14 protein-coding genes are annotated in these 15181 nt (G+C 69.6%); 7 read left to right on the top strand and 7 right to left on the bottom strand.

Annotated features, from left to right (window positions below):
• Positions 1-154 precede the first annotated feature (154 nt).
• Together E1294_RS19100 and E1294_RS19105 are read left to right on the top strand one after the other, a co-directional pair.
• Positions 155-1285: a phosphotransferase gene (locus E1294_RS19100; RefSeq protein WP_132509901.1), complete on the top strand. Its 1131-nt coding sequence runs from the start codon at positions 155-157 to the stop codon at positions 1283-1285.
• Positions 1282-2241, top strand: a complete 960-nt coding sequence (locus E1294_RS19105) for an SIS domain-containing protein (protein ID WP_132509903.1) — start codon at positions 1282-1284, stop codon at positions 2239-2241. The genes E1294_RS19100 and E1294_RS19105 overlap by 4 nt, the downstream gene beginning before the upstream one ends.
• Before the next feature lie 6 nt (positions 2242-2247).
• Here E1294_RS19105 and E1294_RS19110 read toward each other — a convergent pair whose 3' ends face one another.
• The 5 genes from E1294_RS19110 to E1294_RS19130 all read right to left on the bottom strand — a co-directional run bounded on the left by E1294_RS19110 (position 2248) and on the right by E1294_RS19130 (position 7181).
• A complete protein-coding gene (locus tag E1294_RS19110) occupies positions 2248-2814 on the bottom strand; it encodes a GTP-binding protein (RefSeq protein WP_132509905.1) in 567 nt (188 codons plus the stop codon).
• The gene (locus E1294_RS19115) at positions 2795-3109 is read right to left on the bottom strand and encodes a DUF742 domain-containing protein (protein ID WP_246083112.1); all 315 of its coding nucleotides are present in this window, start codon (positions 3107-3109) and stop codon (positions 2795-2797) included. The genes E1294_RS19110 and E1294_RS19115 overlap by 20 nt, the downstream gene beginning before the upstream one ends.
• Positions 3110-3300: 191 nt before the next feature.
• A complete protein-coding gene (locus E1294_RS19120) occupies positions 3301-4059 on the bottom strand; it encodes an RNA-guided endonuclease TnpB family protein (protein WP_165977369.1) in 759 nt (252 codons plus the stop codon).
• 111 nt (positions 4060-4170) lie between these two features.
• Positions 4171-4593, bottom strand: coding sequence for a roadblock/LC7 domain-containing protein (locus tag E1294_RS19125; RefSeq protein WP_132509911.1), 423 nt, complete (start codon positions 4591-4593; stop codon positions 4171-4173).
• Positions 4590-7181, bottom strand: a complete 2592-nt coding sequence (locus E1294_RS19130) for a sensor histidine kinase (RefSeq protein ID WP_132509913.1) — start codon at positions 7179-7181, stop codon at positions 4590-4592. The genes E1294_RS19125 and E1294_RS19130 overlap by 4 nt, the downstream gene beginning before the upstream one ends.
• 287 nt (positions 7182-7468) lie before the next feature.
• Here E1294_RS19130 and E1294_RS19135 point away from each other — a divergent pair, with 287 nt between their 5' ends.
• Genes E1294_RS19135 through betA form a run of 5 tightly spaced genes read left to right on the top strand, consistent with a single transcriptional unit; the run spans position 7469 to position 14075 of the window.
• Positions 7469-8572 carry a quaternary amine ABC transporter ATP-binding protein gene (locus E1294_RS19135; protein ID WP_132509915.1) on the top strand — a complete coding sequence of 368 codons (1104 nt, stop codon included), beginning with the start codon at positions 7469-7471 and terminating at the stop codon, positions 8570-8572.
• A complete protein-coding gene (locus tag E1294_RS19140) occupies positions 8569-10485 on the top strand; it encodes an ABC transporter permease (protein WP_132509917.1) in 1917 nt (638 codons plus the stop codon). The genes E1294_RS19135 and E1294_RS19140 overlap by 4 nt, the downstream gene beginning before the upstream one ends.
• On the top strand, positions 10482-11456 hold the full coding sequence (locus E1294_RS19145; protein WP_132509919.1) for an ABC transporter substrate-binding protein: 975 nt from the start codon (positions 10482-10484) through the stop codon (positions 11454-11456). The genes E1294_RS19140 and E1294_RS19145 overlap by 4 nt, the downstream gene beginning before the upstream one ends.
• Positions 11457-11508: 52 nt before the next feature.
• The gene (locus tag E1294_RS19150) at positions 11509-12444 is read left to right on the top strand and encodes an ABC transporter substrate-binding protein (RefSeq protein ID WP_132509921.1); all 936 of its coding nucleotides are present in this window, start codon (positions 11509-11511) and stop codon (positions 12442-12444) included.
• Positions 12420-14075, top strand: a complete 1656-nt coding sequence (gene betA, locus E1294_RS19155) for a choline dehydrogenase (protein WP_246083110.1) — start codon at positions 12420-12422, stop codon at positions 14073-14075. Before E1294_RS19150 ends, betA begins: the two co-directional genes overlap by 25 nt.
• A 36-nt stretch (positions 14076-14111) precedes the next feature.
• Here betA and E1294_RS19160 read toward each other — a convergent pair whose 3' ends face one another.
• A complete protein-coding gene (locus tag E1294_RS19160) occupies positions 14112-14321 on the bottom strand; it encodes a hypothetical protein (protein ID WP_132509923.1) in 210 nt (69 codons plus the stop codon).
• A 56-nt stretch (positions 14322-14377) separates the two neighbouring features.
• Positions 14378-15148: a TetR/AcrR family transcriptional regulator gene (locus E1294_RS19165; protein ID WP_132509925.1), complete on the bottom strand. Its 771-nt coding sequence runs from the start codon at positions 15146-15148 to the stop codon at positions 14378-14380.
• Between the last annotated feature and the right edge of the window lie 33 nt (positions 15149-15181).

A 15181-nucleotide genomic window follows, 5' to 3' on the forward strand; every position in this document is an offset into this window, starting at 1 on the left:
AATTTGCGGTGTTAGAGGGGTCGCGCGACCTTACCGGACACAGCGGACCAGACCAGGAGTGTTGCAGCAGATATCAACATGGGCAAGACTTTTTATGACATTGCTACCTGGAAGTTTGGCGATCGTGTTGAATTGGGATTCAATAGGGTGCCGGTTGATCTCTCTCGGTGAGAGGCCCCTCACCGGCCGAGATCGCGGGCTCACCACCGCACTCGTGGGGCTGCTGGAAGACGAGCCGCCGCCGCCCTTCGCGGTGCACCGTTTCCGCCCGTTGCCCACCTTCTCGTACGACTCTGGAGATCTCCACACTGGGGTCCCAGGTGAACGTGACTTCGGTCCGCACGTGGACCAGACCAACTATTCCGTGGTCGTGGCCGAGAAGGTGGTGGTCAAGTGGCTGTCCCCGCCGGCGCTCCTGCCGCATCCCGCCCCCGAGATGCTCGCCCACCTCGTTGAGGCGGGCTTCAATGACACCGCTCCTCCGTACGCGGCGCTGACCGCGGTGCTGGACGGCCGTGACCACCTCCTCGCCCTGGTCACGGGCTATCTCCCCGGAGCACGGGACGGCTGGGAGTGGTGCGTGGACGAGGCCGCGTCGCCGGACCGGGCCGGCGCCACCGCCTTCGCCACGCCGCTCGGCCGCCTCGCCGCCGACCTGCATCTCGCCCTCGCCACGCTGCCGCCGCCCCCTGGCGGGACCGGCCCCACGCTGACGACACGTCCGGCTGAGCGGGCGGCGGGCGCGCTCGCGGAGGCCCTGGAGCTGACCGGCGGCGACGACGGCGAATGGCTTTCCACCAGGTCCGCCACCCTCCGGCGCGACCTGGCCCCGCTGGACGTCCCGACGACCGGCCCGCGCATCAGGATCCACGGCGACCTCCACGTCGGCCAGATCCTCCGGTGGGAGGGCGGGTACGCGGTGATCGATTTCGACGGCAACCCGACGGTCGCCGACGCGGACCCGTACCAGCCGGCGGCCAGGGACGTCGCCCAGCTGACCACGAGCCTGGAGCACGTGGCGCAGGTGGCGATCAAGCGGCGGTCCACGCCGCCCGCCGAGGCCGCCGCGTGGGCGGCCGCCGCCCGCGCCGCCCTGCTGTCCGCCTACCGGGCCCGCCTGGCCGAGCGGGGCCGGCCTGACCTGCTGGACGACAGGCTGATCCGCCCGTTCGAAGTGGAGCAGGAGTGCCGGGAGCTCATCTACGCCGCCCGTCACCTGCCCCGCTGGCGCTACGCCCCCATGGGCGTCCTGCGCACCTGGTATCCCGAGGAGAACAACCCGTGAACCCCGAGCTCTATCTGTCCGACCTGGAGGCCAAGCCGGAGGCGCTCCGGAGCCTGGCCGGCGCCCTGGCCGAGGAGAACCCGTTCCGCGCCCTGCCTCCGGGCATCACGAGGGTGCTCTTCCTCGGCATGGGCAGTTCCCGCTACGCCGCCGGGGTGGCCGCCCTGCGCCTGCGCGCGGCGGGCGTCGACGCGTACGCCGACTACGCCTCCGCCGCCGCCACCCACCCGGCGAGGGAGGACACCCTGGTCGTGCCGATCTCAGCCACTGGCGCCAGTGGGGAGACCCTCGACGCCACGGCCCGCTACGCGGGTGGCCCCTCCCCCGTCGCCGTGCTCACCAACACCACGGTCTCCCCCCTCGCCGAGGCGGCCGACCTGGTGATCCCCACGCACGCGGGCGAGGAACGCGGTGGCGTCGCGTGCCGGACGTTCCAGCACACCCTGGCGCTCCTGCTGCTCATGGAGGCCACGCTCACCGGGCGGGACCGCGACGTCCCCGCCCTGGTGGAGCGGGTCGCCGAGGCCACCGCCGACCTGCTGGACCGCCGGGACGCCTGGCTCCCGCAGGCGCTGGAGCTGCTCGACGGCCCGCACGGCGTCTACACCGTCGCCCCCGCCGAGCGCCTGTCGTCGGCGGAGCAGTCGGCGCTGATGTTCCGCGAAGGTCCGCGCCGCCCGGCCGACGCGTGCGAGACGGGCGACTGGTCCCACGTGGACGTCTACCTCACCAAGACCCTCGACTACCGGGCCGTGCTCTACCCGGGTTCCCGCTACGACGAGCAGGCCATGGACTGGGTACGCCTGCGGGGTTCGACGGTGCTCGCCGTCGGCGCGGAGGTGAAGGACGCCGCGGCCGCCATCCGCTACCGGCACGACGGCGACCCTGACGTGGCCCTGCTCACGGAGACCCTGGTGGCCGAGCTGGTGGCCGCCCACTGGTGGGCGGGTCGGTAGGGGTGGTCAGCCGGCGCGCACGGCCATGGCGTGCTCGACGAGCGTGATGAGGGTGTGCTTGACCGCCGGGCGCGCCCGCGCGTCCGTGCGGACGACCGGCACGTGCGGCGATAGCGTGAGCGCCTCCCGCACCTCGCTCTCGACGTGCGGGAACTCGCCGTTCCAGCCGTTCAGGCCGACCACGAACGGGATCCGCGACTCCTCGAAGTAGTCGACGGCGGGGAAACTGTCGGCGAGCCGGCGCGAGTCGACCAGCACCACGGCGCCGATGGCACCGCGCACCAGGTCGTCCCACATGAACCAGAACCGGTACTGGCCCGGCGTGCCGAACAGATAGAGGATCAGGTCGTCCGCCAGGGAGAGCCGCCCGAAGTCCATGGCCACGGTGGTGGTGGTCTTGCCCGGTGTGTGGCCGAGGTCGTCGATGCCCGCCGACGCGTCGGTCATCACCGCCTCGGTGGTCAGCGGCAGGATCTCGGAAACGGAGCTCACGAACGTGGTCTTGCCCACGCCGAACCCGCCCGCCACGACGATCTTCGTCGAGGTGAGCCGGCTAGAGCCTGCGAAGTCCACTTAACACCCTTTCAAGCAGGTTCTTATCGGGTAATCCCGCGTTCAGCTGCGGCTGGTACACCCTGACCAGCCCGTCCGCCTCCATGTCGGCGATGAGCACCCGCGCCACTCCGAGAGGGACACTCAGCAGCGCCGAGATCTCCGCCACGGACCGCACCTGCCGGCACAACTCGCTGATCGCCCGGTATTCGCGGGTGTAGGTCGAACCGAGCCGGGCCGAGGTCGCCGACGACACCAGGGCCTCCATGGCCAGCTCGGTGCGCGGGGCGGTCCTCCCGCCGGTGACGGCGTACATGCGGACGAGCGAGCTGCGCTCGGCCTCCGGCTCACCGTTATCCCACGATGCCACGGTTCACTCCCTTGACTTCCTCCCCAGGCCCCAAGGCACGGGACTCCAACCCGTCACCGGATCGGGGTTCCTGTTTCATCGGGCCACGCCTCCCCGGAAGACTCCGGGGCCGGTCTTACCAGCCCTCCGCAGGCGTTTTACCTCTCGACCAGCCCGGCCGCGAGGATGTTCTTCGCCGCCTTCACGTCCCGGTCGTGGAGGCTTTCGCAGGCAGGACAGCTCCACGAGCGGACGTTCGACGGCATGGACCCGTTGACGTGCCCGCATCCGCGAGCCGAGCACAGCTTCGACGACGGGAACCATCGGTCCACAGCCGCCAGCCTCCGCCCGTACCAGGCGGACTTGTAGGCCAGCATCCCCCGCAGCTCCCGCCCGGAGGCGTCGGAGATGGCGCGGGCCGGCGAGTGGTTCTTGACCAGGTTGCGGACGGTCAGGTCCTCGATCGCGAGCGTTTGGTTCTCGCGCACCAATCGAGTGGGGACCTTCGTGATCTTCTCGCCGGTGGAAAGCGTCAGTAGATGAGTGAGCCCGGCATCCATCCCGACCTGCGCATCCACGGGCGGCAGCGGGCTGATCTCCTCCTCGACCGACGTGAATCGCGGGTAGCGGGCACGCTTGGCGAAGAAGTTGTTGGACGCTATCTGCTGCCGACGCAACGCCTGCCGCAACGGGACGTTCGACACCTCGCGCAGGAACTCCAGTTCCGGGTCCTGCTTCCATGCGGTCAGCCACGTGGCCGTGTCCACGGACAAAGTCGAGACGCCCTCGTCGGTGTAGCGGCGGTTCCGCTCGGCGAGTGTCTTGTTCCAGACCAGCCGGATCCCCCCGAACGTGCGGTTCAGCAGATCCGCCCGTTCGGGAGTCGGGTGGAAGCGGTACTTGTGGGCCCGCTTCACGATCTGGGACGTGCTTAACGTGGTAGGCCATGATCGTGTTGGATCTGGGCCCCCGTTCCGGCCTGTCCGCAGGGCTGAAGCCCGGGGTCTGCGGCCTGTAAGCACACATGATCACCACGGACGCGCGGCGGACAGCTCCGCCCGTACGGCGGGCGTGAGCACCTCGCCCGCGCGCTCGACCAGGATCGTCATCTGGTAGGCGACGAGCCCCATGTCGCAGTCGGGTGCGGCCAGCACCGCCAGGCAGGATCCGTCGCCGATCGACATCACGAGCAGCAGTCCGCGGTCCATCTCGACGAGCGTCTGGGTGACCCCTCCGCCCTCGAAGACCCGCGCCGATCCGTGCGTGAGGCTGACCAGGCCCGCCGCGATGGCGGCGAGCTGGTCGGCGCGGTCCTTGGGAAAGCCCCGCGAATATGCCATGGGCAGCCCGTCGGCGGAGACGACGACGGCGTGCGCCACGCCAGGCACCTCTTCGACAAAGCCGGTGACCAGCCAGTTGACGTCCCTGGCGGCCTGGCTCAGCTCCTTCATGAGTCCTCCTCGAGCTCGGCACGGCCCTTGCGCACGCCCTGCTGGTAGCCGGCCAGCCTGGAACGCAGCCGATCAGGGGACAGCGGTGGAGCGGGAGCGGGAGTGGGAGCCGGATTCGCGGTGCCCGGTACCAGATTCGCCTTCGGCGTCCTTTTCGGCAAGCCCGAGTTCGTGGTGCCGCTCTGGGCGGGTTCCGCGGCCGCGCCCGCGGCCTGCCATCCCTGGTCGGCGGGCGAGGTCCAGGAGGAGTCGCGGTGGTCGGCGGTGGGGGCCGCCTTGCTGAACCAGCTGCTCCCCTCGACGGCGGTGAAGATGGGCAGGAACTCGTCCTGGGACGGCCCCGCCAGGTCGGGCGGCGGCTCGGCCGCGTGGGTGTACGGCGGCTGCTCGCCTGGATAGGTGTACGGCGGCTGCTCTCCCGGGCTGGTCGGCGACGGGCCGAACCACGACGACGGCTCGGCCGCCACGGGCGCGGCGTCGAACGACGGATGCCCGGGCGGAGGGCCCGTCAGGGAGGCGGGCGGCGGTGTGTGAACGGGGGCGGCGAAGGAGTCGGCGGTCCCGAAGGACGGCGTGCGCACCTGCGCCTGCCTGGGCACCTGGACCTGTCCCGGCGCGGGCACCGCGCTCGGCACCTCCGTCAGCAACATCGGCGGGATCAGCACCATGGCGGTCAGCCCGCCGATGTCCTGCGCCCGCAGCTGGACCCTGATGGTGTGGCGCAGCGCCAGCCGGCCGACCACGAACAGGCCCATGCGCCGGGAGACCGACACGTCCACGACCGGCGGATTGGCCAGCCGCCAGTTGGCCTCGGCCAGTTCGTCGGAGCTCATGCCGATCCCCTGGTCGGTGACCGACAACATCAGGCTGCCCTCGTCGATGCGGCCGCTGGAGATGATGACCTTGGTGTCCCGGGAGGAGAAGGAGACGGCGTTCTCGACCAGCTCCGCGAGCAGGTGCACCACGTCGGTGACGGCCTGGCCGGCGATCGCGACGTCCGACTCGACCTGGATGCTGACCCGGTCGTAGCTCTCCACCTCGCCCAGCGCCGCCCGCACGATGTCCATCAGCTCGACCGGTTCGCTCCACTTGCGGGCGGCCTCCTGGCCTGCCAGCACGAGCAGGTTCTCGCTGTTGCGCCGCATGCGGGTGGCCAGGTGGTCGAGCTTGAACAGGTCGCCGAGCCGGGCGTCGTCGCGCTCTCCGCGCTCCAGCCGCTCGATCAGCGTGAGCTGCCGTTCGACGAGCGTCTGGCTGCGCCTGGACAGGTTGACGAACATGGCGTTGACGTTGGAGCGCAACCGCGCCTCGTCGCCCGCCAGCCGTACGGCCTCGCGGTGCACCTCGTCGAACGCGCGCGCGACCTCGCCCACCTCGTCCCTGGAGAAGATGCCGATGGGCGGCACCTCGGCGTTGACCGCGCCGTCGCGCGACTCCCGCAGGTGCTGCACGAAGTCGGGCAGCCGCCGGCCCGCGATCTCCAGCGCCTCGCTGCGCAGGCGGCGCAGGGGGCGTACGAGCGACCTGGCCACACCGGTGGTGATCAGCAGCACGGCCACCAGCAGCGCGAGCACCGCGCCCGCGGTCACGAACGCCTTCCGCCGCTCGTCCGCGCTGAGCGCCTCACTGCGGGCCACGATGCCCTGTGCCTGGCGCCGCTCGACCGTGCGCATGGAGTCGACGACCACGGCGGTGGCGTCGTGCCACTCCTTGGCGTCGTCGCGCTTGGCCTGGTCGAGCCCGCGCAGCGGCAGCTCGTTGGTGGCCCTGATCATCACCAGCTCGCGCAGGAACAACATGCGGTCGGCGGACCTGCCGTTGACGGTCTCGTCGAAGAAGCGGCGCTCGTCGGCGGTGGCCTCCTCGGCGAAGCCCCTGCGCTCGCTGGCCTCCTTGGACTGCTCGCCGAGGAAACGCTTGAGCTGGTCGGGGTCGAACGCCCCCTCGACCAGCACGATCGTGACCAGCGCCTGCTGGTAGGAGACGCTCTCCTTGGCCCGGGCGAGCGCGTCGAACATGCGGGTCTGGCGGAACAACTCGTCGTCGGTGCTGCCCTTGATCAGCTCGTTGTGCACGGAGAGCAGGTCGGCGATCACGGTCGTGTAGAGCTCGACGGCCGGGCCGGGCAGCAGGTTGGCGTCGAGCGCCTGCGCGCGCAGGGTGTTCAGGTCGTTCAGGCGGCTGAGCATGGTCTCGATCTGGTCCGCCGTGCGGCCGCTCACGTCGTTCAGCAGGGACTGCGCGAGGCCGCGCACCTCGGTGACGGACTGGTCGGTCTGGCCCATCTGGGTGCGTACGGTGCCCAGCTCGTCCGTGGGCCGGTCGCGCGCGATGTACCACGCGGTCCTGGCCCGCTCGGTGGACACCTGGTGGGTGAGCTCGCCCAGCTCCGCGGACATCTGGGCGAACTGGTTCGTACGGGCGTAGTCGCCGGCGGCGGCGGTCGAGGCGAGCACCTGGACGCCGCCGAGCAGCACGGCGGCGGCCGTCGGGATGAGGATGAGCGCGACCAGACGTGCCCGCACGCGCCAATTGCGCAGCCGCCAGCCGCTCTCGCTGGCCTGCCTCTCGCCCAGCTGTGTACTCACCGAACGCACCTCGCCCGAATCGGCGGATATGAGGGGCCTACACCCCGGGGAAATCAGCAAGTGCGGGTAATTGGAACACATCCCATGCAGGACGGCCAACCGAACTTAACGCGACAAAAGTCGAGTCGTGTGACTCCTGAGGATAGAACTTGGGACCCCACGCGTGAAGCACCCTGAGCGAGAAATTAACCCACATCAAGATAGATGTCCGCCAATGAGCGGTTAGTACGTTTCAACGCATAACACGGAAGCCGCACCGTGATCTCTGGAGTGTCACAGCGTTGAGAATGTCGCTAATCACCACATATGTTGAGCGACGTCATAACGAGGAGGCGAGTGTGGGCGATTCTCACAGCGCGGCCATCACCGTCGAGGGCCTTTGGAAGATCTTCGGGCCCAAGGCGCGGAAAGTGCTGGACAGCGAGGACAGACATCTCGATCCCGCCGCGCTGAGAGAGAAGACCGGCTGCACCGCCGCCGTCAGGAACGTCGGTTTCGAGGTACGCCCCGGCGAGGTGTTCGTGGTCATGGGGCTGTCCGGCAGCGGCAAGTCCACACTCGTACGCTGCCTCACGCGGCTCATCGAACCCAGCGCCGGCGAGATCACCATCGGCGGCGAGGACATCGGCCGCGCCCCACCCGCCCGGCTCCGCGAGATCCGGCGGCACCAGGTCAGCATGGTCTTCCAGCACTTCGGCCTGCTGCCGCACCGCAAGGTGATCGACAACGTCGCGTACGGGCTGGAGATCCAGGGCACGCCCAGGGCCGCCAGGCACGAGCGGGCCGAGGAGATCCTCGCGCTGGTCGGCCTCGATGGCCACGCCGATTCCTACCCCGACCAGCTCTCCGGCGGCATGCAGCAGCGGGTCGGGCTGGCCCGCGCGCTGGCCGTGGATCCACAGGTGATGTTGTTCGACGAGCCGTTCAGCGCGCTCGACCCGCTGATCAGGCGCGACATGCAGGCCGAGGTCATCCGCCTGCACCGGGAAGTCGGCAAGACGCTGGTGTTCATCACGCACGACCTGTCGGAGGCGCTCAAGCTGGGCGAGCGGATCGCGATCATGCGCGCCGGCTCGATCGTGCAGCTCGGCACCGCGGAGGAGCTGGTGGGCGCGCCGGCAGACGACTACGTGGCCGACTTCGTCCGCGACGTGCCGAAAAGTCACGTGCTGACGCTGCGCCGGCTCTGCCGGCCCCTCGAGCCGGGCGAGTCGCTGGACGGCCCGGAGTTACCCGCCTCCACGGTCATCAGGGACGCCATCGCCGCCTCCTCCGCGTCCGCCCACCCGATCAGGGTCGTGGACGGCGACGAGCTGGCGGGCGTCGTGGACCGGGTCGACCTGCTGTCCTTCCTGTCGGGTCAGGAGACCCCCGTGCGAGCGGGCGCATGAGCAGCGCCACGGCCGTCGGCAGGCCGGCCTGGCTCGGCCTGCCGCGGTGGGCGCCCCCTGCGGGGGCGGCGGTCCTGTTCGCGGCGGCGTACCTGGTCTTCCACGACACGGCGACGCTGCCGCACAACAGGGAGGCGGCGCCGTTCCTGGCCGTCACCGAGTGGCGCGAGTGGATCGACGACAACAGGAACGACAACCCGCTCTTCCTGTACTTCCTCAACTACATCAGGCTCTTCGTCGGCGGGCTCTACGACGCCTTCCACACCGTCCTGTACGCGCTCGGCTGGCCCGGCATCACGGGCGTCATGGGCGCGCTGGGCTGGTTGGCCGGCGGCCGGTGGATCGCGGCGCTCGCGGTGGGCGGCGTGAGCGCCTTCGGCCTGCTCGGCCTCTGGGAGTCGAGCGTCGACACGCTGGCCCTGGTCGCGGTGGCGGTGCTGCTGTCGCTGGCCATCGGCATCCCGCTGGGCGTGTGGGCCGGGCTCTCCGTCCGCGTGCGCCGGGCGCTGACGCCGGTCCTCGACGTCATGCAGATCATGCCGACGTTCGCGTACCTGGCGCCGCTCGCGTTGTTCTTCCACATCGGCGCGCCCGCCGGCGCCATCGCGACGATGATCTACGCGATCCCGCCCGCCATCCGCATCACCGCCCTGGCCATCTCGGAGGTCTCTCCCACGGCGGTCGAGGCGTCCGCCTCGCTGGGCGCCACGGGCCGGCAGACGTTGTTCAAGGTCTACCTGCCGCTGGCCAGGTCCACGATGGCGCTGGCGGTCAACCAGACGATCATGATGGCGCTGTCCATGGTCGTCATCGCGAACCTGATCTCGGCCCCGGGGCTGGGCGGCGACATCATCCGCGGCCTGTCGCGGGCCCAGGTCGGCATCATGCTGCCGGCGGGGGTGGCCGTGGTGATCATGGCGGTGGTGCTCGACCGGATGACGATGGCACTCTCCCGCCGGGACGCGCACGCCACGACCTCACGCGTCGACCTGGTCGGGGCGGGCTCGCTGGCGGTGGCCGGGCTCGCGCTCATCCCCGTGCTGCCGCGCGTCTGGCCCGAGAACCTCACCGTCAACGTCGTGGCGGAGGTGAACGACGCCGCCCGCTGGGCCGAGACGAACTGGTACCCGGTGACGACGTTCATCAAGGACGTCACCACCCGCGCCCTGCTCAACCCGCTGGAATCACTGCTCACCTCGGCTCCGTGGTGGCTGGTGGCGCTCGCGGTGCTCGCGGCCGCCTGGCGGGTGAGCGGGCTGCGTCCCGCGCTGACGGCGCTGGCCTGCCTGCTGGCCATCGCGCTGCTCGGCCTGTGGGAGCACAGCATGATGACGATGAGCACGGTCGCCGTCGCGGTGCTCGTCACGCTGGCCATCGGCCTGCTGCTCGGGGTGGCCGCGGCCCGCTCGCCGCGCTTCTCGGCCGTGCAGCGGCCCATCCTCGACGCCGCGCAGACCCTGCCCGCGTTCGTCTATCTGCTGCCGGCGCTGGCGCTCTTCGGCACCACCAGGTTCACCGCGATCTTCGCCTCCGTCATCTACGCGGTCCCGCCGGTCGTACGCCTGGTCGAGGACGGCATCAGAGGGGTGCCCGCCACGGTCGTCGAGGCCGCCGCCTCGGCGGGCTCGACCCCGCGCCAGCTGCTCTGGAAGGTGCAGCTGCCCATGGCCAGGAGGGCCATCCTGCTCGCGGCCAACCAGGGCATCGTGATGACGCTGGCCATGGTCGTCATCGGCGGCCTGGTCGGGGCGGGCGCGCTGGGCTACGACGTGGTCCTCGGCTTCTCCCAGCGGACCGACTTCGGCATGGGCTTTGTGGCGGGCATCGCCACAGTGCTCCTCGGAGTCATGCTCGACCGCATCACGCAGGGCGCCGACAGGCGCTCTTCCCCCCGAAAGAGGAAGTTCACATGAAGATTCGCCTGCTCGCAGGCCTTCTCGCCCTCGGGCTCACCGCGATGGGCTGCGGCGGAGCCACGGTCGGCACCTCGACCAGCTCGGCCGCGCCGGAGGCCGGCGCCAGCGCCTCGGGCGGCTCCGCCGGCACGGTGAAGATCGCCATCAATCCATGGGTCGGTTACGAGGCCAGCGCCAACGTCGTGGCGTACCTGCTGGAGAACGAGCTCAACTACGACGTCGAGCTGCCCGAGATCAAGGAGCAGCTGGCCTGGGAGGGCTTCGAGACCGGCGACGTCGACGTCATCATCGAGAACTGGGGTCACCCCGACCTGAAGAAGCAGTTCATCGAGGAGAAGAAGGTCGCCCTCGAAGCGGGCTCCACCGGCAACAAGGGCGTCATCGGCTGGTACATCCCCAAGTGGATGGCCGACAAGCACCCCGGCATCACCGACTGGAACAACCTCAACAGGTACGCCGAGCTGTTCAAGACCTCCGAGTCGGGCGGCAAGGGCCAGCTGCTGTTCGGCGACCCGTCGTACGTCAGCAACGAGGCCGCGCTGATCAAGAACCTCAAGCTCAACTACAAGATCGTCACCGGCGGCAGCGAGGCGGCCCTGATCAAGGGCGCCCAGCAGGCGCAGGCGCAGAAGAAGCCGCTGCTGTTCTACTTCTGGGACCCGCACTGGCTGTTCAGCCAGACCGAGCTGGTCCGGGTCAACCTGCCGCCCTACACCGAGGGTTGCGACGCCGACCCGAAGAAGGTGGCCTGCGACTACCCGGAGATGGACCTCGACAAGATCGTCAGCAAGAAGTTCGCCGACACCGGCGGCAAGGCGTACGAGCTGGTCAAGAACTTCACCTGGACCAACGAGGACCAGAACGCCGTCGCCGACGACATGACCAACAACGGCATGACCGGCGAGGAGGCCGCCAAGAAGTGGGTCGAGGCCAACCCCGCCAAGTGGCAGGCGTGGATCCCCAAGTAGCCCCTCGACGACCCGGGCCCCGGCACGCGGGGCCCGGGCACGGAGACCTCTGATGCGAACGAAGACGCTCGTCGGGCCGCTGGTCGCGGCCCTGCTCCTGGCGGCCTGCTCCACCGGGGAGCCCGACTCGGCCACCGCGTCCAAGGGGACGGTCGCCATCGACGTCCACGCCTGGGTGGGCTACGAGGCCCAGGCGGCCGTGCTGGCGTACCTGCTCAAGCACGAGCTCGGATACGCGGTGAAGACGCGCAAGGCGGCGGAGGAACAATCCTGGCGCGACTTCGAATCCGGCAAGGTGGACGTGATCGTCGAGAACTGGGGGCACAACGATCTGAAGAAAGAGTTCATCGAGGAGAAGAAGGTCGCTCTGTCGGCCGGTCTCACGGGGAACAAGGGAGTGATCGGCTGGTACGTCCCCGAGTGGATGGCCAAGAAATATCCCGACATTACGGACTACCGAAACCTCAATAAATACGCACACCTCTTCCGCACCGCCAAGACGGGAAATGCCGGGCAGATCCTGGACGGCGATCCGACGTTCGTGACCAACGACGAGACACTCGTCGAGAACCTCAGCCTCAACTACAAAGTCGTCTACTCCGGCAGCGAGGAGGCGTTGATCAAGGCGGCCCAGTCCGCGACGAGAAATCGCACGCCCTTGCTCATGTATTTCTACGAACCGCAATGGCTGTTCACCAAGGTCAAACTCGTCAAGGTCGCGCTGCCCCCGTACGCGGTGGGCTGCGACGAGGTCCCGGCCACGATCGCCTGCGACTACCCTCCCTACCTGCTCGACAAGATCGTCAGCCGGCGGTTCGCGGAGACCGGCGGGCAGGCGTACGAGCTGGTCCGCAACTTCAGCTGGACCAACGACGACCAGAACACCGTGGCCAGTGACATGATCAACGAGAAGATGACCGCCGAGCAGGCGGCCGAGCGGTGGGTCGCGGAGAACAAGATCGTGTGGAAGGACTGGATTCCCCGTTGAGGTACGACTACGTCATCGTGGGCGGTGGCAGCGCGGGCTGCGCCCTGGCCGGCCGGCTCAGCGCCGACCCCTCGACGTCCGTGCTGGTGTTGGAGGCGGGCAGGCCCGACTATCTGTGGGACGTGTTCATCCACATGCCGGCCGCGCTGATGTTCCCGATCGGCAGCCGCTTCTACGACTGGAAATACGCGTCCGAGCCCGAGCCGCACATGCGCGGCCGCCGCGTCTACCACGCCCGCGGCAAAGTGCTGGGCGGCTCCAGCAGCATCAACGGCATGATCTTCCAGCGCGGCAACCCGCTCGACTACGAGCGCTGGGCCGCCGATCCCGGCATGGAGCACTGGGACTACGCGCACTGCCTGCCCTACTTCAAGCGCATGGAGACCTGCCTGGCCGAGCCCGGCACGGACTTCCGCGGCGGCGACGGCCCGCTGAAGCTCGAACGCGGCCCGGCCCGCGGCCCGCTCTTCGATGCCTTCTTCGAGGCGGTGCAGCAGGCCGGCCACCCGCTGACCGACGACGTGAACGGCTACCGCCAGGAGGGCTTCGCCGCCTTCGACCGCAACGTCCACCGCGGCCGCCGGCTCAGTGCGGCCCGCGCCTACCTGCACCCGGTACGCCACCGGCGCAACCTCACGGTCAGAACCCGCGCGTTCGTGGAGCGCGTGCTCTTCGACGGCACCAGGGCCGTCGGCGTGCGGTGTGACGGCGAGCGTATCGAGGCGGGCGAGGTCATCCTGAGCGCCGGCGCCGTCAACACCCCCCAGCTCCTGCACCTGTCAGGTGTCGGCCCGCGTGACCTGCTGGAGCCCCTGGGCGTGAGAATGGTGCACGACCTTCCCGGCGTGGGCGAGAACCTCCAGGACCACCTGGAGGTGTACGTCCAGCACGGCTGCAGGCGGCCGGTCTCGCAGCAGCCGTCCCTGGCCAGATGGCGCAGGCCCTTCATCGGCGCCGACTGGCTCTTCCGCAGGAGCGGCCCTGGCGCCACCAACCACTTCGAGGCCGGCGGCTTCATCCGCTCCAACGACGACGTGGCGTACCCGAACCTGATGTTCCACTTCCTGCCGATCGCGGTCCGCTACGACGGCACGGCCCCGGCCGGCGGCCACGGCTACCAGGTGCACATCGGCCCGATGTACTCCGACGCCAGGGGCTCGGTGCGGATCAGGTCGGCCGACCCCCGCCAGAAGCCGGCCCTGCGCTTCAACTACCTCTCCACCGACCAGGACCGCCGCGAGTGGGTGGAGGCCGTCAGGCACGCCAGGACCATCCTGGCCCAGCCTGCCTGGGCCGGCCTCGACGCCGGCGAGCTCTCCCCCGGCCCCGCCGTGCAGAGCGACGAGGAGATCCTCGACTGGGTGGCCAGGGACGCCGAGACCGCGCTCCACCCCTCCTGCACCTGCAAGATGGGCACCGACGACATGGCGGTGGTGGACCCGGAGACCATGCGCGTCCACGGCCTGGACGGGCTGCGCGTCGTTGACGCCTCGGCCATGCCGTACGTCACCAACGGCAACATCTATGCCCCGGTCATGATGCTCGCCGAGAAGTCGGCCGACCTCATCCTCGGCAACACTCCGTTGGCCCCGGAGCGGGTGGAGTTCTACCGGCACCCACGACCAGCCTGAACGAGGAACCAGGCACGGTGGCAGGAAACCGTAGCGCTATCTGTCCCACAACGCGCTGATCGGCAGCGCCGTCAGCCGATCATCGAATGCGAGCGGCCGTCTCCCTGTGTGCAGCACGAACCCGTTGACGAACTGCTCTCCTAGTGTGTTTCTGAACATGGTCAAGCCCTTGAAGTCCTTGAGGTCGACGGCATCCGTGGCCTTGGCCTCGACACCGATCAGCCGGCCGTTGATCCGCTCAGCCACCAGATCGGCTCCCGCCCCCTGGCCCGACACACTTGCAAGGCCAGACCGACCGGCCCTCACGGTCCGGGGGCGCGGCCGGCCACCAGAGCCTCGATGCCGTCGAGCACCCGCTGGAGGCCGAACGCGAAGGCGTGCTCGGGGTTGTAGGCCGCGTTGAGCTCCTCCCCCACCGCCTGCCCCACCCGGGTCGCCGTGGGATAGCGGTCGACGTCGGCGATCCTGCCGAAGAAGGGCGAGTGCGCGGCCCACCACTGCTCGTCGGTCATGCCCGTCCGGGTCTCGGCCTGGGCGGCCTCCACCGCGCCCCTGGCCGCGCCGTGCACGAACCCGGTGATCAGCGTGATCACCGAGTCCATCTCCAGGTCCGTCAGACCTATCCCGTCGATCGCGCGCAGCTCGTATTCGTATTTCGCGGTGACGTTGGGGCCGAGCACGGGGCGGCTCGTCGCCACCTGCAGCAGCCAGGGGTGGCGCAGGTAGAGGGCCCAGTTCGCCCTGGCGATCTGCTCCAGCCGGCTCCGCCAGCCGCCGGGCACGTCCTCCGGCCTGGCGGTCTCGCCGTAGACGGTGTCCAGCATGACGTCGAGCAACTCGGGCTTGCCGGGCACGTACGTGTAGAGCGACATCGTCCCGACGCCCAGCCGCTCGGCCACGCGCCGCATGGACAACGCCTGCAGGCCCTCCGCGTCGGCCACCTCGATGGCGGCCCGGGCGATGCGGTCGACGCTCAGCTCTGGCTTGCCCTTGCGGCTGGCCCGCTCGCTGGTGCGCCAGAGCAGCGCGAGGCTGCGCGCGGGGTCGCCCTTTCCCGGATACTCAACGGTCACGTTCGTACGGTACACCGTACGGTTGCCGGCCAG

This window comes from Nonomuraea diastatica (assembly GCF_004349015.1).
In the GTDB taxonomy this organism is placed as follows: Bacteria; Actinomycetota; Actinomycetes; order Streptosporangiales; family Streptosporangiaceae; genus Nonomuraea; species Nonomuraea diastatica.

What these genes read in the sequence shown, in the direction of transcription:
- E1294_RS19115 (WP_246083112.1), bottom strand. Translation starts at nt 3,109, where the DNA reads ATGTACGCCGTCACCGGCGGGAGGACCGCCCCGCGCACCGAGCTGGCC.
- E1294_RS19140 (WP_132509917.1), top strand. Translation starts at nt 8,569, where the DNA reads ATGAGCAGCGCCACGGCCGTCGGCAGGCCGGCCTGGCTCGGCCTGCCG.
- E1294_RS19135 (WP_132509915.1), top strand. Translation starts at nt 7,469, where the DNA reads ATGTCGCTAATCACCACATATGTTGAGCGACGTCATAACGAGGAGGCG.
- E1294_RS19150 (WP_132509921.1), top strand. Translation starts at nt 11,509, where the DNA reads ATGCGAACGAAGACGCTCGTCGGGCCGCTGGTCGCGGCCCTGCTCCTG.
- E1294_RS19125 (WP_132509911.1), bottom strand. Translation starts at nt 4,593, where the DNA reads ATGAAGGAGCTGAGCCAGGCCGCCAGGGACGTCAACTGGCTGGTCACC.
- E1294_RS19145 (WP_132509919.1), top strand. Translation starts at nt 10,482, where the DNA reads ATGAAGATTCGCCTGCTCGCAGGCCTTCTCGCCCTCGGGCTCACCGCG.